The sequence below is a fragment of the Syntrophaceae bacterium genome (genome assembly GCA_013177795.1).
In the GTDB taxonomy this organism is placed as follows: Bacteria; Desulfobacterota; Syntrophia; order Syntrophales; family UBA2192; genus UBA2192.
Genome location: JABLXY010000002.1, coordinates 41,113 through 66,174 on the forward strand (window position 1 = coordinate 41,113; position 25,062 = coordinate 66,174).

At 64.8% G+C, this 25,062-nt stretch carries 19 protein-coding genes; 12 read left to right on the plus strand and 7 right to left on the minus strand.

Features of this window, described 5'->3' with window-relative positions; all coding sequences use genetic code 11:
- Positions 1 to 5 precede the first annotated feature (5 nt).
- Positions 6 to 3,695: a type II secretion system protein gene (locus HPY67_05045; GenBank protein NPV04082.1), complete on the plus strand. Its 3,690-nt coding sequence runs from the start codon at positions 6 to 8 to the stop codon at positions 3,693 to 3,695.
- Positions 3,696 to 3,947: 252 nt separating this feature from the next.
- Here HPY67_05045 and HPY67_05050 read toward each other — a convergent pair whose 3' ends face one another.
- The 3 genes from HPY67_05050 to HPY67_05060 form a co-directional block, all read right to left on the minus strand.
- Entirely contained in the window at positions 3,948 to 5,366 is a 1,419-nt protein-coding gene (locus tag HPY67_05050; protein ID NPV04083.1) for a PilT/PilU family type 4a pilus ATPase, read from the minus strand.
- Positions 5,367 to 5,628: 262 nt separating this feature from the next.
- The gene (locus HPY67_05055; protein ID NPV04084.1) at positions 5,629 to 6,867 is read right to left on the minus strand and encodes a PilT/PilU family type 4a pilus ATPase; all 1,239 of its coding nucleotides are present in this window, start codon (positions 6,865 to 6,867) and stop codon (positions 5,629 to 5,631) included.
- 161 nt (positions 6,868 to 7,028) lie between these two features.
- Positions 7,029 to 7,496, minus strand: coding sequence for a ferritin family protein (locus HPY67_05060; protein NPV04085.1), 468 nt, complete (start codon positions 7,494 to 7,496; stop codon positions 7,029 to 7,031).
- Positions 7,497 to 8,290: 794 nt separating this feature from the next.
- On the opposite strand from HPY67_05060, the gene HPY67_05065 reads away from it, so the two are divergent.
- The 3 genes from HPY67_05065 (at position 8,291) to HPY67_05075 (ending at position 11,992) form a co-directional block, all read left to right on the plus strand.
- Positions 8,291 to 8,737, plus strand: coding sequence for a periplasmic heavy metal sensor (locus HPY67_05065; GenBank protein NPV04086.1), 447 nt, complete (start codon positions 8,291 to 8,293; stop codon positions 8,735 to 8,737).
- 37 nt (positions 8,738 to 8,774) lie between these two features.
- Positions 8,775 to 10,535: a hypothetical protein gene (locus HPY67_05070; GenBank protein NPV04087.1), complete on the plus strand. Its 1,761-nt coding sequence runs from the start codon at positions 8,775 to 8,777 to the stop codon at positions 10,533 to 10,535.
- 98 nt (positions 10,536 to 10,633) lie between these two features.
- On the plus strand, positions 10,634 to 11,992 hold the full coding sequence (locus HPY67_05075) for a sigma-54-dependent Fis family transcriptional regulator (GenBank protein ID NPV04088.1): 1,359 nt from the start codon (positions 10,634 to 10,636) through the stop codon (positions 11,990 to 11,992).
- Between the two features lie 70 nt (positions 11,993 to 12,062).
- Here the strand turns inward: HPY67_05075 and HPY67_05080 are convergent, their stop codons facing one another.
- Positions 12,063 to 12,887 carry a 3-keto-5-aminohexanoate cleavage protein gene (locus tag HPY67_05080; GenBank protein ID NPV04089.1) on the minus strand — a complete coding sequence of 275 codons (825 nt, stop codon included), beginning with the start codon at positions 12,885 to 12,887 and terminating at the stop codon, positions 12,063 to 12,065.
- Between the two features lie 239 nt (positions 12,888 to 13,126).
- Positions 13,127 to 14,473: an aspartate aminotransferase family protein gene (locus tag HPY67_05085; protein NPV04090.1), complete on the minus strand. Its 1,347-nt coding sequence runs from the start codon at positions 14,471 to 14,473 to the stop codon at positions 13,127 to 13,129.
- 184 nt (positions 14,474 to 14,657) lie between these two features.
- On the opposite strand from HPY67_05085, the gene HPY67_05090 reads away from it, so the two are divergent.
- Positions 14,658 to 15,125 carry a ferritin family protein gene (locus HPY67_05090; protein ID NPV04091.1) on the plus strand — a complete coding sequence of 156 codons (468 nt, stop codon included), beginning with the start codon at positions 14,658 to 14,660 and terminating at the stop codon, positions 15,123 to 15,125.
- A gap of 109 nt (positions 15,126 to 15,234) precedes the next feature.
- On the opposite strand, the gene amrB is transcribed toward HPY67_05090, so the two are convergent.
- Together amrB and HPY67_05100 are read right to left on the minus strand one after the other, a co-directional pair.
- A complete protein-coding gene (amrB, locus tag HPY67_05095) occupies positions 15,235 to 16,443 on the minus strand; it encodes an AmmeMemoRadiSam system protein B (GenBank protein ID NPV04092.1) in 1,209 nt (402 codons plus the stop codon).
- A gap of 189 nt (positions 16,444 to 16,632) precedes the next feature.
- The gene (locus HPY67_05100; GenBank protein ID NPV04093.1) at positions 16,633 to 17,016 is read right to left on the minus strand and encodes a DUF2784 domain-containing protein; all 384 of its coding nucleotides are present in this window, start codon (positions 17,014 to 17,016) and stop codon (positions 16,633 to 16,635) included.
- 30 nt (positions 17,017 to 17,046) lie between these two features.
- Here HPY67_05100 and HPY67_05105 point away from each other — a divergent pair, with 30 nt between their 5' ends.
- The 7 genes from HPY67_05105 to HPY67_05135 all read left to right on the plus strand — a co-directional run bounded on the left by HPY67_05105 (position 17,047) and on the right by HPY67_05135 (position 25,058).
- Positions 17,047 to 17,790, plus strand: coding sequence for a protein-L-isoaspartate(D-aspartate) O-methyltransferase (locus HPY67_05105; GenBank protein NPV04094.1), 744 nt, complete (start codon positions 17,047 to 17,049; stop codon positions 17,788 to 17,790).
- Positions 17,791 to 17,973: 183 nt separating this feature from the next.
- The gene (locus HPY67_05110; protein NPV04095.1) at positions 17,974 to 20,163 is read left to right on the plus strand and encodes an HDOD domain-containing protein; all 2,190 of its coding nucleotides are present in this window, start codon (positions 17,974 to 17,976) and stop codon (positions 20,161 to 20,163) included.
- Between the two features lie 13 nt (positions 20,164 to 20,176).
- Entirely contained in the window at positions 20,177 to 22,138 is a 1,962-nt protein-coding gene (locus HPY67_05115; protein ID NPV04096.1) for a response regulator, read from the plus strand.
- 164 nt (positions 22,139 to 22,302) lie between these two features.
- Positions 22,303 to 23,130 (plus strand): NAD-dependent deacylase, encoded by an 828-nt coding sequence (locus HPY67_05120; protein NPV04097.1) that lies wholly within the window; start codon positions 22,303 to 22,305, stop codon positions 23,128 to 23,130.
- Entirely contained in the window at positions 23,130 to 23,918 is a 789-nt protein-coding gene (locus HPY67_05125) for an NRDE family protein (GenBank protein ID NPV04098.1), read from the plus strand. Before HPY67_05120 ends, HPY67_05125 begins: the two co-directional genes overlap by 1 nt.
- Positions 23,902 to 24,615 carry a phosphoribosylanthranilate isomerase gene (locus HPY67_05130; GenBank protein NPV04099.1) on the plus strand — a complete coding sequence of 238 codons (714 nt, stop codon included), beginning with the start codon at positions 23,902 to 23,904 and terminating at the stop codon, positions 24,613 to 24,615. Before HPY67_05125 ends, HPY67_05130 begins: the two co-directional genes overlap by 17 nt.
- Complete coding sequence (locus HPY67_05135; GenBank protein ID NPV04100.1) at positions 24,612 to 25,058, plus strand: NUDIX hydrolase; 447 nt, start codon at positions 24,612 to 24,614, stop codon at positions 25,056 to 25,058. Before HPY67_05130 ends, HPY67_05135 begins: the two co-directional genes overlap by 4 nt.
- The last annotated feature ends 4 nt before the right edge of the window (positions 25,059 to 25,062 follow it).

A 25,062-nucleotide genomic window follows, 5' to 3' on the forward strand; every position in this document is an offset into this window, starting at 1 on the left:
GGATTATGAAAAGAAACACGGGCTTCACCCTCATCGAGATCATGGTTTCGCTCGTCCTCGTGGGGCTGATTGCGTCGATTGCCGGCACATCGGTCATAACGGCCACGAGGAGCTACGTCTTCGCCCGGGAGAACAATGCCATCACCCAGAAGGCCCAGCTGGCGCTCAACCGCCTGACCCGCGAGATCATCGAGCTCTCCGACGTCCGGGACGCCAGCGCCACGTGCATGGTGTACGAAAGCCCCTACGGCAGACGTGCCGTGGCACTCGTGGGCGGCACGGTCCGTCTGTTCACCGATTACGCGTACACGGCCTGTCCGACGACCGGGGGTGATGTCCTCGTCGACGGGGTGCAGGCGTTCTCGATCCTCTACAACCCGAACCCGGGAGGCACGGTGAGCCTCTGGAGCATGGGGCAGGACGTCAAGAATCTCTTTGCGGTGAACATTCAATTCGCCCTGGCACGTCCCGACACGGGCGGGACCGTCCCCTTCTTCACGACCGTGTCGCCCCGCAACAACAACAACTCGGGCGGCGGCCCCCTGCCCACAGCCGCGTCCCCACCTCCCGAGTACAGAGACAAGCAGTGCTTCGTCACCACCGCCGCATACGGCGATGCGGATCACCCCGTCGTCGAGGTCTTGAGGCGGTTCAGGGACAGGGTTCTCCTGCCGACGGGCGCGGGGCAGGCCCTCGTCCGTTTCTATTACGAAATCGGGCCGCCGCTTGCCGCGGCGATCGAGGACAAGCCGGCTGCCTGCATGCTCGTTCGGCTCCTGATCACGCCGATGGCGGGGTTTGCCTTCCTGGCTCTCACCTGTCCGGTGATCATCCCCTTTATCTTCCTCCTGTCCTTCGGGGTTGCCCGCCTGAGCGCAAGGGCGCTTGCGCGGCGATCCCCGCGATTGAAGGCACGCCTGCAGGGCCAGCGCGGGGCCATGCTCGTCACCCTGATTGCGGCCTTGGTGGTCTTTTCGGCCCTCGGCGCCGTGATGATCGGGATGTTCGGCACGTCGGCCCTGAGCCAGGTGGCGGGCAACAACGCCATGAAGGCCTACTACCTCGCGGAATCGGGGTTCCGCTATGCCGCCAGCCGCTACATCGCCGTGGACCTGGGAAACGAGGCGGCCAACGAGGCGGCGCGGGAAGCCCTCCTGGAGAATGAACTGCACGCAAAGACGTTCTCCCTGGGCAGCGACGGCGCGTTCCGGCTTGACGTCTATCCCTACTATTACAAGTCGACGCAGCCCCCTTCCGGACATGAGCTCACGACGAAGGTCTTTGGCGGTATCCCTGTAGATGGAACCGATTTCAACTCGGGAAGCTGGGTGAAAGTCCAGAGACCAGACAACGTGATCACGTACAACCGCATCTCCGGCGTGAGCACCCTGGAGCCCAACACGGTGCGCTTCTACCAGATCGATGCGAGCGGAAACATCCTGAGCTGGGATTCCGCGTACGGGGTGGGGTCGACGATCACCCCCGTCTGCATCCCCGACCGGAACGTGAACAGCCTGCGGCTCATCGGCCCGGACAGCAACGGGCAATATGATCTGGCGTTTGTGTCGGGCACGGGGGCCCGGGCCTTCCCGGAGAAGAACGGGATCTTCACGGTGAAGTTCCAGGGCGAGGCGAGCCCGAGGGTCCTCGCCTACAGGCAGCGGGACCTTGCGAGCAACCGTCTCAAAGGCATCACAGACCCCAACGGGGGCAGCCTGCCGACAGGACCGATGGTTGACCCGGGCACCACCGCCCCCTATCAGAACTTCGTCGAGCTCACGAAGTTTGTCCGCCTGGAGTCAACAGGCACTATAGGCACCGGAGCCTCGGCCGTCAGCCGGAAGGTGACCTACTACACGCCCATCGGGTACGCGAAGGCACAGCCCGAACCGAAGAAGAAGTTCCAAGACAAGATGCTGGATTTTGCGAACTGGTACACGGGGGACAACATCGGGCGCATCGGCACCCTGAGGGCCGGGACGAGCTACGGCTCGACGATGCGGGTCGACACCCTGCAGACCACAAATACCACTCCCACGGACAGCTGCCTGCGGTTCCGGGAGTTCCAGGTCGGACTCAATCTGGCGGCAGCGCGCCTCGAGTCCGGGGAAATCATCTATCCGGCGATCCAGCAGGAGTGGCTCCGTGCCGGCAACTACCTGAGCTACGACCTGGAGATGAAGTCGTTCTACACGTTGATTACCCCGAACGTTCGCCATGCCCTTGGAATTACCTTCCGCCTGGACGAGCAGGGCAACGCCATGGGGTTCACCTACGCCAGGGGGGTACCCGGGTTCGACCAATACGGCTGTGACAACGACGGCATCCCCTTCGGTTTCCTGGGGAACATTCCGGGCTATGTGAACTACACGCCGATCCTGCTCGTCTGGACGAAGGAGTACGCCAAGAAGGAGGTCAACCCCCAGCTCGAGCCCAGCCCGCACTCCATCGAGCCCTTGACCATTGCCGACCCGCCGCCCGTGGGCAGGGGGACCTATGCCTTCGTCACGAACCAGACGTTCTGGCGAAACGGCGACCGGGTCCGGTTCATCAACACCGGCGGGGCCCTTCCCGCGGGGATCACGGCGGGCCGCGATTACTACATCCGTAAAATCGAGTCCGGCGGGCTGACGTACCTGTACCTCTTCAGCACTCTGGAGGGGGCCGTGACGTTCGATCGCAATTGGCCGGGGCTCGTGGACATCACGGACTACGGCACGGGGACGACGACGGTTATCGTCCAGGACCCCATATTCACGAAGCTTGCCCACCAGGTGCTGACGTCGGGCAACGAGTACTATCAAATCATGACCTCTTCTTTCCTGGACAGCTTTGCGACCTTCACGGCCCGGATCATCGAGGCGCCCTCTGTCTCGTTCGTCGGCGGCGGCGGCACGGCGGCCCGGGAGATCCGCAGCGGAGAGACCGTCTACCAGACTGCGAACAACCTGCCGGGCGGCCCGGTAAATGCGAAGTACCGCGTGATGCGGAGCCCCCTGTATCGGTCGGCCAAGTCGGGCAGCCGCCTGTGGTCTTCCGGTTCGGAGCAGGGGGTGCTCCTGCTGGAGCGGATCTCGGGTGAGCCTCTCTCGAACCCCTCTACGGCGCCCTTCACCGCGGGCTCGAAGATTTTCGTCGGCGAGCCTCCGGGCGGGACCGATGCGGGAACCGTTGGTGTTCCCGGGGGCGTGAGCGACGAGGTCTTCCGCCGGCGCGACAACTGGCTCATGTTCTACGTGGGGGATCAGGACGGCAATGCCCCTGCGGATGTCAACCCCTTCAACAACTATCGAGGCCCCATCCTGCGGAACTCGGTGCTGTGGCCGCCGGACAGCCCGGAAGAGACCGTGATCAACACGGACAACTTCACTCTCCTGCGTTTCGGCGATTACCTCAACACCTCCCTCAGCTGCAGGGTCAATGGCTTGGTTCGCACGGGCGGCTACTGCCTGACGGGCTTCTTCACGAAGGACAACACCGGGCCTGCGGGAGACGTGCTGCGCTTCGCGAGTCCCGACGGGGCCCTTTTCCACAGCCCGCAGAGCGGCGTTGTCTTCCCGACGGGCCGCTCCGAAATCGGCTTGCACGCCTTTGGGAATGATGCACACTTTACCGAGTTCGACGATTTCGCCCTGCAGTTCGGCCCCGGCTATGGAATCACGCGTCAGGGCTTCCTGCTGCCCATCCAGCAGTAGCGCGCAGACGGTTGGAGTGGACGAAAACCCGGCCCCGGCCGGGTTTTCTCTTCTGTGCAGTGTCGAAGCTATGTGCTACGGGCGCGGGAATGAAGGAGTGAAGGGGAAAGGGATCTTGACCTGTCAGGCTGTTCAAAAAGGTTCAGATACAAGGCGCTCGAGATTCCGAGGAGCGAGGCGTACTGGATGCGTATGTTGAGCGACGAGGAAGGAGAGCAACGCAGCAGATGACCTTTTTCAACAGCCTCCAGCCTAGGCCTTGGGCCTTCCGAAGTTGCTGATCTGCGCGATCAGCTCGTCGATGGAGGCCTTCTCGTCGATGATCAGGTGGGAGCCGCCCTTTTCGCCCTCGTCGATGGACTGGCTGTAGAGGTGGTCGAAAGCCCCGTCCCGGGAGATGGCCGACACGGCCCTTTCCCCGTTCCCCCCCGCCCGCGGCGGGGACTGCCCGCGGGCCAGCTCGGGACCGATACCGTTGTGCAGTTCATGCCCGCCGATCCCTGCGCCGAAATCCAGGTAGGCCTGGGAGCCGTAAGCGGATGCGCCACGAGGCTGCTCCGGCTTTCGGGGCGGTGCGGTCGGGCGCGGCCCTGCGGGTTCGCCCTCGATGAGGGGAGAGTGGTACACCTCTTCCTGGGACGATTCCGCCGAGGGCTTGAAGATGTCCTGGGGTGATGCGAACGTGCTGACCTTGGCCAGGTATTCCCGGACGTAGCGCTCGGTCGTGAACATGCCGTCGCTTTTGCCCATCTGGATGACGCTCTCGATCTGGGGGAACTTGTTCTCCCGGAGGATCCCCTTCACGGACTGGTTGCCGCGGAGGATCGAAAGGACGGGCACGCGGAACCCGACGTCTTCCTTGATGACGAGATGCTGGACCACGAGCCACTGCAGCGTGGATGCGACCTGGTGGCGGATCTCCTCCTGGGCCTCGAGGGGGAAGGAGTTGCACAGCCGGTACAGGGCATCTTCCGCATGGGTGGCGTGGAGAGTCGCAATGACCAGGTGCCCCGATTCGGCGGCGTTGAGGGTCAGCCGCATAACCTCCGGCTCCCTCAATTCCCCCACGACGATGACGTCGGGGTCCTCCCGCAGCACGTCGATGAGCCCCTGCTCGAAGGACGGCATGTGGGCGCCGAGCTCCCGCTGCTCGATGAAGGACTTCCTCGAGACGTAGCGGTACTCAACGGGGTCCTCGAGGGTGACGATGTGCGCGGCCCGGTTGCGGTTGATCTCGTCGACCAGGGCCGCGATCGTCGTCGACTTGCCCGACCCGGTGGCGCCGCAGATGAGGACCAGGCCGGCGCGAAGATCGGCGATCTGTTTCAGCGAGGGGTGGAGGTTGAGCTTTTCGATGGTCGGCACGGTCCCGGGGAGAAGACGGATGGCGATGCTGAGACCGCGCGTCGTGTTGAAAATGTTGACCCGGATCCGGATGTTCCGGATCGTCATGGCCATGTCGACGGACCAGCGGCTCCTCAGGGTCTGCAGCTGCCTGGCCGTGAGGATTTTCTTGACGATCCCGTCGATCTCGCCGTGCGTCCACCTGCCGGAGGTGTCGAAATGGATCTGGCCGTTCTTGCGGTAGACGACCGGATGCCCCCCGGTCATGTGGACATCGGAACAGCCCTCCTGGACGGCCGTCGCGATGACCTTGCTGAACTTATTCATCCTTTTTTCCCCCCCGGATCCATTAGGAATCAGCGATGCGGAATCCGCCTGAAGGTGCACATCTGGAAAAAGGATCAACAGCGCATGGTTCCGGCGGAGGTATTATTAGCACGAAACATGCCACATGCCCCGAGGGACTCAAAATATAAAATAAGCCAAATCAATTAGTTGCGTCTATTTTGACACGGGTAAAAAACGGCGGCGGGTCAAAAAATCGGCAGGCTGTTGGGCCGGTGCAACTGATGCATCAAAAATTGTAGATTCACTCTTTGAACTTCCCCGAGTCCCTGATCTGGGCGATCAGCTCGTCGACGGTTGCCTTCTCGTCGATCAAGAAGTGCTTCTCCGCCGCCTCGTCGGGGTGGAGGAATATGACGGACTTGTCTTCGAAGGGGGCCTTCTTCGGTTTCGACGCCGCCGGTTCGGGTTCCGCCTCGAGCAGCGGTGAGTGATAGATCACCTCACGGGACGTCTCCTCCGAAGGCTTGAAATTCTCGGCCGGCGGGTAAAAGGAGTCTTTCGCGCTCAGGTAGTCCTTCAGGTACCTCTCCATCGAGAACATGCCGTCGGCCTTCCCGGTCTGGATGGCGCTTTCGATCTGCGGCAGCTTGTTCTCCCGGATCATGCCCCGGACCGTGTTGTTGCCCCGCAGGATGGAGAGCAGAGGGACCCGGAACCCGTGCCGCTCGTGGAAGATGAGCTGCTGGACCACGATCCAGGCGAGCGTGGACGCAACCTGGAAGCGGATCTCCTCCTGGGCCTCGACGGGGAAGGAGTTGAACATCCGGTACAGGGCGTCCTCCGCGTTGGTGGCGTGCAGCGACGCGATTACGAGATGGCCCGATTCGGCCGCGTTGAGGGTCAGCCGCATGACCTCAGGCTCTCTCAGCTCCCCGACGACGATCACATCCGGGTCCTGCCGCAGGACGTCCGTGAGCCCCTTTTCGAAGGAGGGCATGTGCGTGCCCAGTTCGCGTTGCTCGACGAAGGACTGTTTCGAGACGAACCGGTACTCGATGGGGTCCTCGAGGGTGACGATGTGGGCGGCCCGGCTGCGGTTGATCTCGTCGATGATGGCGGCGATCGTCGTCGACTTGCCTGTGCCCGTGGCCCCGCAGATGAGGACGAGCCCGGCACGCAGCTCGGCGATCTGCTGCAGGGAAGGGTGCAGGTTGAGGCGCTGGATCGTCGGGATGACGCCCGGGAGCAGGCGGATGGCGAGGCTCAACCCGCGCGTCGCGCTGAAGACGTTGAGCCTCAGCCGCACGTTCTGGATGGTGACCGCGAGATCGACGGACCACTCCCTGCGCAGGATCTGCATCTGCCGCGGCGTGAGAAGCTTCCGGACCAGCCCGTCCACCTCGGCATGGCTCCACTTGATGGAGCGGTCCTGCTGGATCTGGCCGTTCTTGCGGAACACCACCGGGTGGGCGCCCGTGATGTGAATGTCCGAAACCCCCTCACGGACGGCTGCGGCGATGACGCCGCTGAACTTCTTCATTGTTTATCCATCCCTGCGCGCCGGGCGCTTCCCGGGTGGGTGGCATCCCTGCGCCCGTCCGGAAAAAATCCCCAATGTGTCTATCGTCTCGAATCCGCCGCTCCTTGAGCCGGCCGACGCGGCCGCCTCCGGGCCCCTTCCCAGGCTGCCCGGCGGGGCCCTTACAGGTTCTTCTTGATCTCCGAGAGGATCACGACGTGCTTGCGCTCCTCGTCGATGACCTGATCGAGAAGGCCCTGGGCGGATTCCGTCACGTACTTCTTCATTTCCGAGTAATAGAGAACCGAGTCGAGCTCCCGTCCAATGGCAAAATCCAGCGCCGCGGCCACGTCCTTGACGTCGGCCAGCTCCTTGGCCGCCGACATCACGAAGACCTTCCCGTCGATGCTGGCCTGCAGGTAGGCCATGTACTCGCCGGGGTAGCTCTCCTTCGGCATGACCGTGTCGATCTTGGAGAACATGTCGGCAAAGAGCTTGCGGTGCTTGATCTCCTCGGAGGCCAGCTTGGTGAATATGCCGTAGACCTTGGGGTCCTTGGTCATGGATGCTGCATAATTATAAAACTTTTCGCCGTTCTCTTCCATGCGGATGGCGAATTGAAAGATGTCGCTTCCCTGGTAGCTGCTCATGTTTTTCCCCCTTCTGTAAAGTTGCGGCGATTATAGACGCCTTTTCACTCCGTAGCCACCTTTTTTTCTGCTCACGGCTATGGCGCTTGTCAAGGCATTGTAGAGGGAATTTCTCACAGTCATCCCTCAGGGCCTGTCTCCGCCGCGGCGGGGGCCGAGATCCCGGACTGCTTGACACACTCTCGAACCCGCAAAGCAATTCGCTCGCACGGAATCAAGCACGGCAACCGGATACCGTCTTATTGGGAAGGCAAATCGGGGTTCAAAAGAGGGGGGGCGGGGAGGTCTTTCGACCTCCCCTTTGGAGTTTATCGCTCGTGAAGGAGGAGATTCTTAAGCGATTGAAACTGTTTTTTTGAAACTCTTAATCGGCTGCTTCGCTTGAATGAAGGCCCTCCTCGCTGTTGTTGGGCACCTCATTTGCAGTTACCTTGTGCCTCGAAGTTTTGCAGGGAGCGTGCCATGAATACGGCATTCGGACAAGACATTGATATTGCGCGCTATTTTCCTCAATTCGCCTTTCTCTCCCGCCGGGCATGACGGGGCGTGGAGGCAAGAAATGTCGGCCGCGGCAGGCGGCTTTTAAAAAGTTCATCATTTTTGAATACTTGCATTGATGCGCGCCTGCCGACATCCTCGACATTAATGTCGAAACGGGCCGGAGCAAGAATCGGGAGCCATGCTTGACATTTGTATCATGATGGGGTTCACTGTTTCAGCGCGCGCCGGGACGTCCCTGCGGAACGGGTAAAGGGCGGCGCCGGCTCGATCCGGCGCCCAAAGAGGAGTCGGTCATGAAGCTGAGAGGCATTCTTCCTGTTCTTTTCCTGTTGATCTGCCTCGTCCCGGATAGCCAGGCGCAGGTTGCCGGCCGCGACCAGCGGCCCGATCCCGGGAACGCGATGAGCCGCGAAGTTTCCCTCGTGAAGGAGCTGAAGCTCACGGAGGCCCAGGACAGGGAGATGAAACGGATCCGGGCGCACTACTCGAACCGGATCCTGAAGCTGCGCAGCGAGATCATTGGAAAGAGCATCCAGTACCGCGATCTCCTGCGCGACCCTGCCGCCTCCGAGGAAAGCATCCGGGCCAAGGGAAAGGAGATCGAGGCCATCGACACCCAGCTGATCCGCGAAAAGATCGAATTCGAGATCGAGATGAGAAAGATCCTGACACCCGAGCAGTTCCAGCGCTGGCACTCCGCCGCGGACCAGCAACCGGCGACGAAGAAGCCCGTTCGATGAGCAAACCGGAGAACCCCTTTTCTCACCGGATAGCCGGATGAATCAAATCCCCTCAGCCAGCCAGATCCTCCTGCGCCCCATCACGCTGATCATTTCCTGCACGATTTTCGTGATCCTGATCCTGGTCATGGGCCTCATGGACCTCAACCGGCTCGACCGCTCCCTTGTCAATTTCATGGAAGTCAGGGGGCTCGACGTGGCCGAAAAGATCGAGCGGGAGGCCCTGGTCAGCTACACGAGCATCATGCAGATGCTCCGGGGCGAGGCGGCCGGCGAGACCCTCATCCCGCTGACGGACGAGACCTTCCTGACCCAGGAGTCTCTGATCCGTGCCCTGGTCAACGTGCTCCGCTCGATCGACGCCCGTTGGCCGTCCGGGGTCATCCCCCCGGAAGAGGCCAAGGCGGTGATGGAGCGGGAGGGGCTCTGGCTGCTGGCCGTCGTCGATGACTCGGGCCGTGCCCTCTTTCAGAGCCGGCCTCTCCCGAGGCAGATCCTCCTGCGCGCCGAGCCCGCCGTGAAGAAGAAGAAGGATCTCGTGATCGACCTCTTCGGCCGCTCCGAGAGGGCGGGCCGCAGCGGTGTCGTGGCCTTGCGGCGCAGCGGCGGCAACGGGACGGTGATCGTCGCCCTGGACGAGGCTGCCCTGCAGCGCTGGGGCATTCGAATCGCAATGCAGCGGGCCGTCGACGAGGCGGCGCAAACCCCGGGGGTCGTCTTCGTGGCCGTTCTGGACGGCCGCGGCGCCGTGCTGGGTTCCAGGGGAGAGCAGCCGGCGATCCAGGAGATGACGGCCCAGGAAAAAGAGCTCCTGGCCGGGTCCCTTGCCGTGACCGCCCGCGGCGTCACCCTGGGCGAGCGGGAGCACGTCATGGTCATGGCCCCGCTCACCATGGACGGGCGTCCCGTCGGGATCGTCCGGGTCGGCTTCCAGAGGGACCGCATGGACCAGATCCTGGAGACCAACCGCCACTTCCTCTTCCTCTCGATGGGCTTCATCGTTCTGGCGGGCCTGTCCTCCCTCTGGTTCGTTTTCCAGAACCACAAGCGCCACCTTGCCCGTCTCGACGAGATGCGCAAGCGTCTCGAGCAGTCGGAGCGGCTCTCCTCCCTCGGCCAGCTCGCAGCCGGCGTGGCCCATGAGATCCGCAACCCCCTCAACGCCATCAGCATGGCGAGCCAGCGGCTCCAGCGGGAGTTCCTTCCCTGCGAGGAGGACAAGAGCCAGGAGTTCGGCCGCCTCACGGGGGTCATCCGCGACGAGATCCGCCGCCTGAACGTCATCATCGAGGACTTCCTCACCTTCTCCCGCAGCAGGCGGCTCGAGCTTCGCGACTATTCGCTGACCGAGGTCATCCAGAAACTGGCGCGGCTCATGGGCGAGGAGGCCCGGGCGCGCGGGATCACGCTCACCCTGAAGCCGGAGCCGGACGCCCTCATGGTCCCCATGGACGTGGACAAGCTGCAGCAGGCCCTGATCAACATCGTCAAGAACGCCATCGAGTCCATCGACGGTCCGGGCTCCATCGACATTGCCGTCGAGAAGCCGTCGGCCGACCGGGCCGTCGTCCGGATCTCCGACACGGGCTCCGGCCTGGCGCCGGAGGAGGTCGAGAAGATCTTCGACCCCGACTACACCACCAAGGAAAAAGGGCTGGGCCTCGGCCTGCCCATCGCCTATGAAATCATCCGCGGCCACGGCGGGACCATCCGCGTCCAGAGCGCGGTCGGCAGGGGAACGACGTTCGAGGTCACGCTGCCGACCCGGCCGGCTTCCGCGGCGGCCCCCGCCCGCTGAGGGGCGGACGGGGTGTGGCAAAGTCCCGCCGATTGTGATAATTCGACCGGCAGGGCGCACCGTGCCGGAGAGGAAGGGGACGGGCTGCACGGAGAGGCATGAAGAAACTCAGCATCCTGATCGTTGAAGACGGGCAGATCCAGAGGGAGATGCTCCGCGACTTCCTGCGCAAGGAAGGCCACACCGTGGCCGAGGCCGAAACGGGCGAGAAGGCCCTTGCGGAGGTCCGCGCGTCGTACTTCGACCTTCTCCTGATGGACTACAAGATGCCCGGCATGAACGGCCTGCAGGTCCTGCAGGAGGTCAAGAAGCTCAACCCGGAAATCGACGTCATCATGATGACGGCCTACGGGACGATCGAGACGGCCGTCGAGGCCATGAAGGCGGGGGCCGTCGACTACGTGACGAAGCCCATCGATCTCGACGAGCTCCTGATCCACGTCAACCGGCTCTCGGAGCGTCGCATCCTGCTGCGGGAAAATGAGATGATGCGCCGGCGCCTCCAGGAGACGGGGGTCACCGCCGATCAGATCGTCTACCGAAGCCCCCAGATGGAGACCCTCGTGAACCTTGCGGGGAGGATCGCCCCGAGCCGGGCCACGGTGCTCATCCGCGGCGAGAGCGGGACGGGAAAGGAACTCTTCGCCCGCCTGATCCACAACCTGAGCCCGCGTCAGGCGCGGCCGCTGATCGCGGTCAACTGCGGCGCCCTCCCCGAGACGCTGCTCGAGAGCGAGCTCTTCGGCCACGAGAAGGGGTCCTTCACCGGGGCGACGGCACGGCGAATCGGCCGCTTCGAGGAAGCCGACGGGGGGACGCTCTTCCTCGACGAGATCGGGGAGCTGACCCCGGCCGTGCAGATCAAGCTGCTGCGTTTCCTCCAGGAGCGGGAGTTCCAGAGGGTCGGCGGAAACCAGGTCCTCCGCTCCGACGTCCGGATCATCACCGCCACGAACCGCGATCTCGAGGCGAGGGTCAAGGAAGGCGCATTCCGCGAGGACCTCTACTACCGGCTCAACGTCGTGGACATGTACATCCCGCCCCTGAAGGAGCGCAAGGAGGACATCCCGGCCCTCATCGACCACTTCCTGAGGAAATTCGCCGCCGAAAACGCGAAAGACATCGAGGGCATCAGCCAGGAGGCCCGCGACCAGCTGCTGAAGTACGACTACCCGGGCAACGTGCGCGAACTCATCAACATCCTCGAGCGGGCCGTGGTCATCGCGCGGGACTCGATCATCACGGTGGCCGATCTGCCTTTCGGGGACCGCTTCTCGGGTGCCGCCGAGACGGCGGGGGAGGGAAGGCTGAAGGAGTCCATCGAGGAGCTGGAGAAGCAGATGATCCTCAAGGCCCTCGAGGAGGCCGACCATCATCAGACGAGGGCGGCGGGCATCCTGGGGATCAGCGAGAGGATGCTGCGGTACAAGATGAAGAAGTACGGCCTGAAACACTGAAAGTAAAACAAAACCGGCGGGAATTGACCCCGCCGTTTTGTTTTATCGGCCCTCCCTAATATGCGGGCCCCTATTTCGTGAAACCCAGGATCTTCCTCGCCTCCGCGGGCGTGGCGATCTCGCGCCCGTAGGCCCGGCAGATCACGGCGACCCGCTCCACGAGCTCGGCATTCGTCTTCGCGAGCACGCCGGGGTTGACGTAGATGTTGTCCTCCATGCCCACCCGGATGTGCCCTCCCATGACCAGCCCCATCATGGCCATGGGCAGGAAGCCCCGCCCGACGCCGAAGATGGACCACGTGGCATTCTTGGGCATGTGCTCGTAGAGGTGCAGGAACGACTTCAGCGTGGCCGGCGCCCCCCAGGGGGTCCCGAGGCAGAACTGGAAGTGCATCGGCTCGTCGATTTTCCCCTCGTCCCTCAGTCGCAGGGCCGTCACCATCATGCCCAGGTCGAAGATCTCGATCTCGGGCTTCACCCCGGCCTCCTTCATCATCCTCGCCGCCTCGTCGAGGAAGGCCGGGTCGTTGATGAAGGCCTTGCCGCCGAGGTTGATCGAGCCTGCGTCGTAGGAGGCAAGCTCCGGCTTGAGCTGCAGCGGCGCGAGCCGCTCCGCCGTCGGCAGGTTCCGGCCGGGGATGCCGCTCGTGGTGAGGCTGAGGATGAGATCCGTCTTCTCCCGGATCCGGTCCACGACGCGGCGGAAGAGGTTGATGTCCTGGCTGCCAAGGCCCGTCTCCGGGTCGCGGACGTGGATGTGGGCAATCGACGCGCCGGCCTGCCAGGCCTCGATGGCCGACTGGGCGATCTCGTCGGGGGTGATGGGGATGTACGGGGCGATGTCCCGCATCATGCGGCTTCCGGTGATGGCTGCGGTGATGATGACTTTTTCCATTCGAGATCCTCTTGCTGCGTTGATATGTCGTTGACCGAAATGAGAGCGGCTCTTGATCGGAATTCTTCCGGCGAATAGACGGTTTTCGACCGCTCTAACGCTCACTCCACTGCAGGCGCAAAAACTCGCCCTCCGGGCTCAAACAGTTTGCGCTGCGGACGTTCCGTTTCGCGAAGAGCGGTTGACGAAAACGCGTCTAACTTCGCTCTCCAGAATCCCGATCCATCGCCATACCCTGCTTACCCGAGCACCTTCTTCTCCGTCTCCCCGATCGCCTCGTCCAGGATCTCGACCATCCTGTCGATCTGGGCCTCGGTGATGATGAACGGGGGCGCCAGCAGGCTGTGGTCGCCCCTGATGCCGTCGGCGCCGCCCCCGCCGGGGTAGGAGATGAGGCCCTTGGCGAAGGCGCTGTTGCCGACCAGCACGTTGATCCGAAGCTTCGGGTCGAAGGGCTCCTTCGTCTTCTTGTCCTTCACGAACTCGATGCCGGCAAAGAGCCCCAGGCCGCGCACGTCGCCCACGATGGCATGCTTGCGGAGCCCCTGCAGCTTCTCCAGCAGGTAGACGCCTTTCCTTGCCGAGGCGGCGACGAGGTCGTGCTTCTGCATGTAATCCAGGACGGCGGAGCCGATCGCGCAGGACAGCGGGTTCTGGCTGTAGGTGTGGCCGTGGACGAAGGTGCCGTTTTTCTCCTTGATGACCCGGTGGATCTCCTCCTTGGCGACGACGACGTAGAGCGGGGTGTAGCCGCTGGCAAGCCCCTTGGCGGCCACGATCAGGTCGGGCACGACGCCCCAGTGGTCGAGGGCCCAGTTGCGGCCCGTCCGGCCCACGCCCGACATGACCTCGTCGGAGATGAGCAGCACGTCGTACTTGTCGCAGATCTCGCGGATGCGCTGGAAGTAGCCGTCCTTCGGCACGAGCGCCCCCGCCGTGGCCCCCACGACGGGCTCGGCGATGAACGCCGACACGGAATCGGGCCCCTCGTAGAGAATGGCCTTCTCGAGCTCGTCGGCGCACTCGACGCTGCATCGCTCGGGGGTGAGGTTCAGGGGGCATCGGTAGCAGTAGCAGGGCGCGATGTGGGGGGTGTGCAGCATGAGCGGCTGGTAGTAGCGCCGCCTGCCCGTGTGCCCGCTCAGCGCCAGGGCACCGAGGGTGTTGCCGTGGTAGCTGGCCCAGCGGGAGATGACCTTGTACTTCAGGGGCAGGCCCCGGTCAACCTGGTACTGCCGCGCCATCTTCATGGCCGTCTCCACCGCCTCGGAGCCGCCCGAGAGGAAGTAGACCCGGGAGAGCCCCGGGGGCGACATCCTGACGATCCGCTCGGCGAGGCCGATGGCGGCCTCGCTCGTGAACTGCGTGCCGTGGGTGAAGGCGATGCGGCTGGCCTGCTGCAGCATCGCCTCCTCGATTTCCTTCACCCCGTGGCCGATGTTCACCACGGCCGCGCCGCCCGAGCCGTCGATGTACTGCCTGCCTTCCTTGTCGTAGATGTATACGCCCTCGCCGCGCTCCACGGTGGGGTAGTACTTGGTCGGGGTCCTGTAAAAGACATGGTCCTCGTTCGTTTTCACCGTCATGACTGCCTCCGGGTAGGGTCTGGGGTCGCCTTCAAAAAGCGTCGGGATTCTATCAGATCGGTGTTCCCGAGGCAATCGAAAGCTTTCTTCCGGAAGGGTTTCCGCTTGCACTTTGGCCGCGGAGGGACTACTTTTTCTAAGCGGAGCAACAGGCGGGCAGAGATTTTGAAGGGGAGCAGGCGTCATGGGAAGCGACACGCTGCGATCGGTCCTCGATCTTGCCATCCAGAGGGAGGAAGAGGCCCACACCTTTTACCTGAACCTCAGCAAGGTCGTCGAGGACAAGGCGGCCAGGGACACCCTGCAGTACCTCGCTGACGAGGAGGCAAGGCACAAGGCCTTTCTCGTCACGTGCAGGGAGGAAATGTCCTGCGACGCCGTCATGCGGCCCGAACTGCCCGTGGATTACAAGGTGGCCGAGCACCTGAAGCAGCCCGACGTGAAGAAGGACATGAACTCCGTGGACGTGTTCCTCGTTGCGGCCAACCGGGAGATCAACGCCCATCATTTCTACAAGGCCCTTGCCGATCTCTACCCCGAGGGGCCGGTGAAGGAACTTCTCCTGAGAATGGCCGGCGAGGAGATGAGGCACAAGGAGAAGATGGAATACCTCTACGCCAATACCGCCTTCGGTCAGACGGCGGGGGGATGACGGGCAGGGTCCAGGCGCAAGGGCACGGGGTGAAAAGGAAACGGCGGGATTGCCCCGCCGTTTTTTTGGGCTTTTCCGTTCCTGCCGTCTCCTGCCTGAACCCCGTTGCTCAGCTTGTGAAGATCGCCGCCGCGTACGTCACGGCGCTCGACGTCGCCGCCTCCCGGTAGGTCCCGTGATCGAGCAGGACCCCCGTCTTGCCCTTCACGAGCTCGGCCGTCAGGGTGAGGGCGGGCAGTCCGCAGACCTTGTAGGCATCGGCCGTCTCCGCTGCGTTTGCGAAGATCGCCCGCCCGTCGGCGGCGAGCAGGGCGTCGAGAATGCGCCGGTCATTGGCCTGCGCGCGGGCCAGGATCGACTCTGCGGGCAGCCTGTCGCCGAACTTCAGCCCCACGTGCGACAGATCGACCCCCGCCACGAAGAGCACGCTGCCCCGTTTGCCCGCCTGCTCCCGCAGCGCCTCCGCGAAGCCCGTGAACCGGCCGTCCTCGAACGGGTCCTGTCGGGCAAGGAGAAACTCGTGCATGCCCCCGCAGAGGATGGGCACGATCGGCGTGTCCCCGAGGTAGTGGCGCAGGAACAGGGCCTGAAACTCGATGGAGTGCTCGATCTTGTGGCCGAAGTCGCTATGCGAGAGCGTGCCCTGCGGCACGCGGCCCTCGAGGGAACGGATGAAATCCCGGTCCGTCCGGAGCTCGCCGAACGGGGTCAGGTAGTTCTTGGCCGACACGCAGAAAAGGCCGTCCTGCAGGTGATGATTGATCCCCAGGATCACGACGAGGTCGTAACGCCTCCCCTTGAGGTGCCTGTAGGCGCCGACATACGTGCGGCGGGCCACCCGGATGTCGATGTGAGGGGCCACCAGCGCGTGCACCTCGCGCGGCCACGGCTCAATCCGGGAAAGTTCCGCCTCCGTCTCCTCGATGAACCGCGACAGCCTCTCCGGGTCGGCGTCGTAGGACTTCCCCGCATGGGCGCAGGGACGGTGTTGCGCCCGCTCGAAGGCGCGGCAGAGCGACTCCATCTCCCGTCGGAAGGACTCGCTGTCCAGGAGATACGCCCGGTCCAGGCTCTCGAGAAAGGACTCGATGTCGGAGAGATAGACGAGGCGCCCGCCGCTGCGGTTCGTCAGTTCCCGCTGGATGTCCCGGATGTCGTGCCGGCCGTCGAGCATCTGGAGAAGCGGCAGCGCGCCCGCATCGACGGCGAGCTGCTGGCGGCTCAGGTCGTAGGGGTCCTGGAAGACGACAACCCGGCGTCCCTCGACGAGGGTCATGATCATCTGGATGTCCCGGCGGAGGGCAGGCTTCTCGGTCATGGCTTCACCCGGGAGCCAAGGTAAACCATCGGCAGGGCGAATGCAAGCGGGGATTGCCGCAGCCGGCCGTGCTTGCACGGCCGGCCAACTGTGTTATAAGAACACCAGAGGGTAAGACGGTGGGAAGATGCACACGGAAAGCCACTGCGTGATACCGATATCGTCGGCCTTTCCAACCTTCCCACCTTCTCAACTTCTCACCTTCTTCTTTTTCGGGATCGGCCGGAACCGGAAGGACAGGACGATGAGCCCGAGATAGGCGCCCGTGGCCCAGGTGATCTTCTCCAGGGTGACCGAGTCCACGTAGATCAGGCGCTCGATCGTCTCGATGATGAACTTGCCCGGGTAGACCTCCGCCCCCCGCCCCTCCGACTTGAGCCAGGCCTCGAGGTAGGTCAGGGGGCAGATGGAGCGCGTGATCTGCATCAGGACCATCGCAATCACGGCGGCCAGGTGGATGAGGCGCCACCGGGCGCTGTTGACCCACAGAAAGAAGGGGAATCCCAGGATCACGAAGGCGATCCACAGGAAGTGGATCACGATGACGATGTCGGCGGCAATCGCATAACCCATGGCTGAAAGGATACCACAGGGGGCGGCGCCATGAAACCTCGCAATGCGGTGCTTGCCGTTGCTGCGGCGATTCTCCTGGCGGCGGTTCTCCTCGCGGGCTCCTCGGACGGCTGGTTCCTCGGGCAGCCCGCCGTGAAGGATTTCGACGTGCTCCGCGAGGCGATGGTCACGGAACAGATCGTCGCCCGCGGCGTGCGCCACGAGGGCGTCCTGAAGGCGATGCGGACCACGCCCCGCCACCTCTTCGTGCCGGAGGGCCTCCGGTCGTCCGCCTACGAGGACAGGCCCCTGCCGATCGGTCACGGCCAGACGATCTCCCAGCCCTACATCGTGGCCTACATGACGGAGATCCTGCAGCCCGACGGCTCGGGGACCGTTCTCGAGATCGGCACCGGTTCCGGGTACCAGGCGGCTGTCCTGTCGCCCCTCTACCGGAAGGTGTACACGATCGAGATCATCCCCGAACTGGCCGAATCGGCGAGGGCCCGTCTCCGGGACCTCGGTTACGGCAACGTGGAGGTCCGGACGGGGGACGGCTACGCCGGGTGGCCCGACAAGGCGCCTTTCGATGCCATCATGGTGACGGCGGCAGCCGGCCATATCCCGCCGCCCCTCATTGCCCAGCTGAAGGCAGCGGGAAGGATGGTGATCCCCGTGGGCAGCCCCTACACGATCCAGCACATCATGCTGGTCGAAAAGGACCTGAACGGACACGTCACGACGAAAAGCCTTCTGCCCGTCCGCTTTGTCCCCCTGACGGGGGGACGGCCGTAGGGCCCGGCAACCCCCTTTGCCCCGCACCGGCTGCGGCCCGCAGCCTCTCCCGGCTGCTTTCGGCGGCGGCCTGTCATCCTGCCGGACAGGCCCCATCCGGAAGACGGCGCGGGGGAAAGGCGTGAGAAAGGACGGCCGCGGGGTTCGGCATAAAAGTTGCTTTTATGTTCACGGGTTGCCTTTATGGAGAACAGACCGTCAAATCCGAATGACCAGGCGGGCCGGTTTCTGTCGCAGATTGCGGCCTCGAGGGTCCTCCCGTCGCTGCCCCAGGTGCTTCTGAAGCTCCTGGAGGCCTGCCGCGGCGAGGAGACGGCGATCCAGGAGATCGCCGGCATCATCAACAGCGACACCGCCCTTGCGGGCAGGGTCCTGTCGGTCGTCAATTCCCCGTTCTACCGCCGTGCGGAGAAGATCACCCGCGTCGACGACGCCCTGTTCCAGCTGGGGCGCGATGCCGTGCGCAGCATCGCCGTGAGCGCGTCCATCCACCAGGTCTTCTCGCGGGTCAACGGCCGGGGCCCGTTTCACATGAAGCTCTACTGGCGCCATGCCCTGCTGTGCGCCGTGCTGGCACGGAGGCTTGCCGAAAAGACATCCTTCAGCGCCCCCGAGGTCTCCTTCCTCTCGGGGATGCTGCACGACGTGGGCCGCCTGGTGCTCTGGGTCCATTTCCCCGAGGAATACGGCAAGGTGCTCGCGGCCGCGGGAGGCCGCTCGGAGCTGCTGCTGGAAGGGGAGACCCGGATGGGGATCACCCACGCCGAGGTGGGCGCCTGGCTGCTCGCGCGCTGGGGTCTCGACGCCTTCACGGCGGACGCTGCGCGCTACCACCACGAACCGCTCGAGCGGATCCACGGCGCCTTCCCGCTCGTCAAGATCGTCTATGCGGCGAACCTGCTGGCCGACATGCCCGATTCCGATTTCAACCGGCAAAAGGCCGTCCGGGAACTCTTCGGGATCGGTTTCGCCGACGTCACGGACATGCTCGCCGCCGCCCGGGAGGAGGTGCGTGAGCTCGCCGAGTCTCTGGGCATTTCGATCGACCCCGTCGACCCGCAGCCCCCGCCCCCCGACGAGAGGGACGAGACGATGCAGGCGGCCCTCAACGGCCGGGTCCGGGACGTGGCGCTGCTGCAGGCCGCCCTGCAGGGCCTGACGGAAGCCATCGACCGCGAGGCCCTGCACAGGGCCGCCAGGCGGGGTCTCGAGATCCTCTTCGGCACGCCTGCCGTCCTGCTCTTCGTCCACGATCGGGACCGCGAGCTGCTCGTTCTGCAGGGCACGGCCGGCTCGCGGCTTCCCCCCGGGCAGGAGCTGACCATCCCCATGGGCCGCAGCGATGCGCTTCCCGTGCAGGCCCTGACCGGGAAGGCGATCCTGGGCACCCGCGAGCTCCGCGGCCGGGGACCCCTGACGATCATGGACGAAATGCTCATCCGCCTGCTCGGCGGCGAGGAGATCCTGTGCCTGCCCCTGGCGGCCCAGAAGGAGAGGGTGGGCGTTTTCGTGATCGGGGCGGACCGGGCCACCATCCAGTCGCTCGAGGCCGAGTCGAGGCTGCTGAACCTCTACGGCGACCAGGTGGCCATGGCCCTGAAGCTCGACCAGATGCGCATGGCCCAGACCCGGCTCTACCAGGCGGGACGCCTTGCCGCCTCGTCGGCCCTCGCCCGCAAGGTCGCCCACGAGGTGAACAACCCGCTGAGCATCATCAAGAACTACCTCAAGATCCTCGGCATGAAACTCGGGGCCGACAACGCGGCCCAGGACGAGCTGCGGATCGTCAACGAGGAGATCGACCGCGTCGCGCTCATCGTCCGCCAGCTCACGGACCTCACCGCCGAGAAGGAGCGCGTGCGCCAGTCCGTGGACGTCAACGGGCTCATCCGGGACCTCGTCGTGATCATCGACAAGTCCTTTTCGGCGACGAGCCGGATCCGCTTCCATCTCGATCTCGACCCGGCGCTGCCGGGGCTGGTCACGGACCGCAACGGCCTGAAGCAGGTCCTCATCAATCTCCTGAAAAACGCCATCGAGGCCATGCCCCAGGGCGGCAACCTCTTCGTGCGGACCCGCTGCCTGGTCTCGAAGGGCCTCGAGGAGATGGCCGGCAAACCCAACGGCAAGGCGGAGCAGGCCGTGGAGATCTCGGTGCGGGACGAGGGGCCCGGACTGCCCGAGGCGGTCCGGCAGAGGCTCTTCGAGCCCTACGTGACGACGAAGGGCGAGGGGCACTCGGGACTCGGCCTGTCCGTCGTGCACAGCATCGTCCGGGACCTCGGCGGATCGATCCGGTGCGACAGCGCGGAAGGCAGGGGCACGATCTTCGTGATGCGCTTTCCCCTGAATGGGCCCGCGAAAAAAACGTGAATCGGAGCAGGCAATGACGGGAACCCCCAGAATCCTGGTTGTGGACGACGAGATCCGGATGTGCGAGAGCGTCCGGATCCTGCTCGGGGAGCGCAACTACCGCATCGAGACATGCCCTTCGGCGCGGGACGCCGTGGCCTGGCTGGAGACCAACCGCTGCGACCTCATGCTCCTCGATCTCATGATGCCGGAGATGGACGGGTTCGATCTGCTGGATTTCGTCAAGGACCGGTATCCCGACGTGACGGTCATCATGATGACGGGCCACGCCTCCATCGAGTCGGCCGTGGAGGCCCTGAAGCGGGGCGCCTACGACTATCTCGGCAAGCCCTTCGAGCACGACGAGCTCGTCAGGCGCGTGGAGAACGCCCTCGACCAGAAGCGGCTGAGGGCCGAGCGGGACATCTTCCGGAACCATCTCGCGGCCACCGAGGAACGGTACCGCCATCTCGTGCAGCACTCGCCCGACATCATCTTCACGCTCGGGGAGAAGGGTGAGTTCCTCTTCGTCAACGACACCGTCGAGAGCCTCCTGGGTTACGAGACCGCCTCGCTGCGGGGAAAGGCGTTCTCCACCATCGTCTTCGAGGAGGATGTTGAAAAGGTCCGGGCCTTCTTCGAGGCCGCGGCCAAGGGGAGGCCCCTGTCGGACTGCATGGAGGTGCGGCTGCGCTGCCGGACGAAACCCGCGACCGGCGACGGCATCTCCGTCGTGGAGCTGCGCGCCGCCGCCATGGAGGAGTTCTCCGAGGAGAGCGGGGGCAAGATCCGCGGCATCTACGGCATTGCCCGGGACATCACGGAGCGCAAGCGCGCCGAGGAGGAGAAGAAGCTCCTCGAGGCCCAGCTGCGCCAGGCCCAGAAGATGGAAGCCATCGGCACCCTGGCCGGCGGGATCGCCCACGACTTCAACAACCTCCTGATGGCCATCCAGGGGAACGCCTCGCTGATGCTCTTCGACCTGAGCCCGAAGCACGAGCACTACGAGCGGCTGCGCAACATCGAGAAACTCGTCGACAGCGGCTCCCGCCTCACGGCCCAGCTGCTGGGCTATGCCCGCAAGGGCCGCTACGAGGTGAGACCCATCAATCTCAACCAGACCGTGCAGGACGCCTGCGAGACCTTCAGCCGGACGAGGAAGGAAATCCGGGTCCAGCTCCATCTCGACAGGACCCTTGCCCCCATCGAGGCCGACACCGGGCAGATCGAGCAGGTGCTGATGAACCTGCTCGTCAACGCCGCCGACGCGATGCGGGGCGGCGGCACGATCACCATCCGGACGGCGAACACGACCCACGAGCAGATGAAGGGCAAGCTCTACAACCCGAAACCCGGCAAGTATGTCCTGCTGTCGGTCAGCGACACGGGCGTCGGGATGGACGAGAAGACCAAGGAACGGATCTTCGAGCCCTTCTTCACGACCAAGGAAATGGGCCGCGGGACGGGCCTTGGGCTTGCGTCGACCTACGGGATCATCAAGGGCCACGGGGGGTTCATCGACGTGGAGTCCGAGCCCGGCCGGGGCGCGACCTTCTCCATCTACCTGCCGGCCTCGTCCAAGAAAATCTCCCAGCCCCAGCGAGGCCAGGAGGGGATCGTCCGGGGCCATGGGACGGTGCTCCTCGTCGACGACGAGGACATGGTGCTCGAGATCGGCAGGGCCCTTCTCGAAACCATGGGCTACCAGGTCCTGACCGCCAGGGACGGCGAGGAGGCGATCAGGCTCTACGAGAGACAGGGCAGCTCGATCGACCTCGTCCTGCTGGACGTGGTGATGCCGGGCCTGGGCGGCGGTGAGGTGTTCGACCGCCTCAAGAGCATGAACCCCGACATGAAGTGCCTGCTGCTCTCGGGGTACAGCATCGACGGCGAGGCCACGGAGATCATCCAGCGGGGCTGCGACGGGTTCATCCAGAAGCCCTTCAAGCTGCGGGACCTCTCGAAAAGCATCCGTGAAATCCTGCACCATCCCTGAAGAGACGGGCAGCAGGCCAGAGGCGGCGGGGAACAGGGACCGGTTGAGGACCCTGAAAGCCTCGCCTGCCGCCTGATACCTGACACCTTTTCTTTTCCCCCGAAATGTACTATGCATGCTGAGGCGATGCCCCGCCGTCCGCGCGGGGCGATACCGGCGCCCGGATGTGCCCTGTGGCAGAGGACGGACTGAGCGGGAAAATCGAGAAGCTGGCCGAGCTGATCACCGGCGCGAGGCGGGTCGTGGTCTTTACCGGGGCCGGGGTGAGCACCGAATCGGGCATCCCCGATTTCCGCAGCCCCGGCGGGATCTGGTCCCGGTTCGACCCCGAGGAATTCACCATCTACCGGTTCCTCGCGAGCGCCGAGACGCGCCTCAAGCAGTGGCGGCTGCTGATCGAGAGCGGACTCATCGCCAACGCGCAGCCCAACGGGGCCCACCTCGCCGTGGCCGAGCTGGAGAGGCTCGGGAAGCTCGACTGCGTCATCACGCAGAACATCGACAACCTCCACCAGAAGGCGGGCAGCGCGCCCGAACGGGTCTACGAGCTCCACGGCACCATGAACCATGCGCGCTGCCTGGGCTGCCAGCGGCGCTTCGCCATGGCGGATCTGCTTTCCCGCGTCCGGCTCGAGGACGCGGCGCCCCTGTGCCCCGACTGCGACGGCATCCTCAAGCCCGACGTGATCTTTTTCGGGGAGCAGCTGCCTGCCGAGGCGCTCCGGAAGGCCGTCGAGCACTCCCGCCGCTGCGACCTGCTCATCGTCGTGGGCTCTTCCCTGGTGGTCTTCCCGGCGGCCTACATGCCGGTGTATGCCAAGGAGGCCGGGGCCGCCGTGGCGATCGTCAACCTTACCGTGACCGACTTCGACGACCAGGCCGATGTGGTCATCCACGGCAAGGCGGGGGAGATCATGCCGCGGGTCCTCGAGGCGGTGAAGCGGAACCTGTCTGTCGCGGGCGGCGGGACCGCCCGGGGGGAGCCGGGTTGATGTGCCTGTTCTTCTGCGCCTTCGAGATCCACCCGGAGTACCGCCTCATCATCGCCGCCAACCGCGACGAGTTCTACGATCGCCCCTCGAGGCCGGCCGCCTTCTGGCCCGAGGCACCGGAGCTCCTGGCCGGCAGGGACCTCCAGGGCGGCGGCACCTGGTTCGGCGTCACCCGCTCCGGGCGTCTCGCCGCAATCACGAATTACCGCGACCCCGCGTCGCACCGCAGCGACGCGCCCTCGCGGGGCCTGCTGCTGACGGACTATCTTCTGGGGCAGGCCGACCCGGCGGGGTATCTCGAGCAGGTCAGGCGCAAGGGGGCCGCCTACAACGGCTTCAATCTCATCGTCGGGACGACCCGGGAGCTCTACTACTATTCCAACCGAAAGGGCGGCGTGATCGCGCTGACGCCGGGGCTGTACGGCCTGAGCAACCACCTGCTCGACACGCCCTGGCCGAAGGTGGCCCGGGGCAAGGAGGCCCTCGGCGATCTGCTGTCCCGGGGAGAGGACCCCTCCCCCGAGGCGCTCTTCGCCATCCTGTCGGACCGCACCATCGCGGAGGACCGCTTGCTGCCGGATACCGGCGTCGGGCTCGAATGGGAGCGGGTCCTGTCGGCGCGCTTCATCACGAGCCCCGTCTACGGGACCCGTTCGTCCACGCTGCTCTACGTCGACCGCAAGGACCGGGTGACGTTCATCGAGCGAAACTACAATACGAGCCCTGAACCGCTCGATACGGTGCGTTTCGAGTTCGCCGTTTCCCGAAGCGATGCAGCCCGAGGATAAGCCCGTGGAGGGCATCGTCCAGATCGCCGGCATCCGGGACCTCGAGGAGGCCCGGATGGTCCTGCGGGCGGGTGCGGACTGGCTGGGATTCCCCCTGCGGCTGGAGCTTCACGACGAGGACCTGCCCGAGGCAGAGGCCGGGGCGGTCATCGCCTCCCTCGGCATCGGCGAACGGGCCGTCCTCATCACGTACCTCGACAGGGCATCGGAGATCGCGGGCCTTGCTGACAGGCTCGGGTGCCGCAGGGTCCAGCTGCACGGCGACATCACGGCCGCCGAGACGCGCAGGCTCAAGCAGAGCCGCGCGGGACTCTTCCTCGTCAGGGCACTCGTCGTGCGGCCGGGGAATCTCGACGCCCTGCTGCGCGACGCCCGGGAGTTCGGGCCCTGCGTCGATGCCTTCATCACGGACACCTGGGACCCGCAGACGGGCGCGCGCGGGGCGACGGGCAAAACACACGACTGGGCGGCGAGCCGGCGGATCGTCGAGGCGGCGCCGAGGCCCGTCATCCTCGCCGGGGGCCTGACGCCCGGAAACGTGGGCCGTGCCATCCTCGCGGTACGCCCCGCGGGCGTCGACGCCCACACGGGCGTTGAGGCCCCCGACGGGGCGAAGGACCCCGCCCGGGTGAGGGCGTTTGTCGGGGAGGCCCGCCGGGCTTTCGCCCTGCTGGAAAGGAACCGTTTGGGCCGATGAGCGAAGAGAAGGGACAGTCGGGGCGTGCATACCGGGAGCTGCCGCGGGTCGGGGTGGGTGCCGTCGTGATCCACGAGGGGAGGATCCTCCTCGTGCAGCGGGCAAGCCCGCCGGGGAAAGGCTTCTGGGCCATACCGGGGGGTCTCGTCGAGCTGGGGGAGACGGTGCGCGAAGCGGCCGAGCGGGAACTCCTCGAGGAGACGGGGATATCCGTCCGGGCAAGGGATGCCTTCTACGTCTTTGACTTCATCGACAGGGACACCGAAGGCGGGATCAGGTACCACTACGTCATCGTCGACTTCCTGGCCGATTACCTGGGGGGAGAGCCGCGTGCGGCGGACGACGTGAGCGATGCGCGCTGGGTGTCGCCGGCGGAGGCCGCGGCGCTGAACCTCTCGCCCACGACGCGCAAGCTGCTCGTGCAGATGGGCTTCATCGCATAGGGAA

Excerpts from the sequence above, each read along its gene's own strand:
- HPY67_05045 (NPV04082.1), top strand. The coding sequence starts at position 6 with ATGAAAAGAAACACGGGCTTCACCCTCATCGAGATCATGGTTTCGCTC.
- HPY67_05050 (NPV04083.1), bottom strand. The coding sequence starts at position 5,366 with ATGAATAAGTTCAGCAAGGTCATCGCGACGGCCGTCCAGGAGGGCTGT.
- HPY67_05055 (NPV04084.1), bottom strand. The coding sequence starts at position 6,867 with ATGAAGAAGTTCAGCGGCGTCATCGCCGCAGCCGTCCGTGAGGGGGTT.
- HPY67_05060 (NPV04085.1), bottom strand. The coding sequence starts at position 7,496 with ATGAGCAGCTACCAGGGAAGCGACATCTTTCAATTCGCCATCCGCATG.
- HPY67_05065 (NPV04086.1), top strand. The coding sequence starts at position 8,291 with ATGAAGCTGAGAGGCATTCTTCCTGTTCTTTTCCTGTTGATCTGCCTC.
- HPY67_05070 (NPV04087.1), top strand. The coding sequence starts at position 8,775 with ATGAATCAAATCCCCTCAGCCAGCCAGATCCTCCTGCGCCCCATCACG.
- HPY67_05075 (NPV04088.1), top strand. The coding sequence starts at position 10,634 with ATGAAGAAACTCAGCATCCTGATCGTTGAAGACGGGCAGATCCAGAGG.
- HPY67_05080 (NPV04089.1), bottom strand. The coding sequence starts at position 12,887 with ATGGAAAAAGTCATCATCACCGCAGCCATCACCGGAAGCCGCATGATG.
- HPY67_05085 (NPV04090.1), bottom strand. The coding sequence starts at position 14,473 with ATGACGGTGAAAACGAACGAGGACCATGTCTTTTACAGGACCCCGACC.
- HPY67_05090 (NPV04091.1), top strand. The coding sequence starts at position 14,658 with ATGGGAAGCGACACGCTGCGATCGGTCCTCGATCTTGCCATCCAGAGG.
- amrB (NPV04092.1), bottom strand. The coding sequence starts at position 16,443 with ATGACCGAGAAGCCTGCCCTCCGCCGGGACATCCAGATGATCATGACC.
- HPY67_05100 (NPV04093.1), bottom strand. The coding sequence starts at position 17,016 with ATGGGTTATGCGATTGCCGCCGACATCGTCATCGTGATCCACTTCCTG.
- HPY67_05105 (NPV04094.1), top strand. The coding sequence starts at position 17,047 with ATGAAACCTCGCAATGCGGTGCTTGCCGTTGCTGCGGCGATTCTCCTG.
- HPY67_05110 (NPV04095.1), top strand. The coding sequence starts at position 17,974 with ATGGAGAACAGACCGTCAAATCCGAATGACCAGGCGGGCCGGTTTCTG.
- HPY67_05115 (NPV04096.1), top strand. The coding sequence starts at position 20,177 with ATGACGGGAACCCCCAGAATCCTGGTTGTGGACGACGAGATCCGGATG.
- HPY67_05120 (NPV04097.1), top strand. The coding sequence starts at position 22,303 with ATGTGCCCTGTGGCAGAGGACGGACTGAGCGGGAAAATCGAGAAGCTG.
- HPY67_05125 (NPV04098.1), top strand. The coding sequence starts at position 23,130 with ATGTGCCTGTTCTTCTGCGCCTTCGAGATCCACCCGGAGTACCGCCTC.
- HPY67_05130 (NPV04099.1), top strand. The coding sequence starts at position 23,902 with ATGCAGCCCGAGGATAAGCCCGTGGAGGGCATCGTCCAGATCGCCGGC.
- HPY67_05135 (NPV04100.1), top strand. The coding sequence starts at position 24,612 with ATGAGCGAAGAGAAGGGACAGTCGGGGCGTGCATACCGGGAGCTGCCG.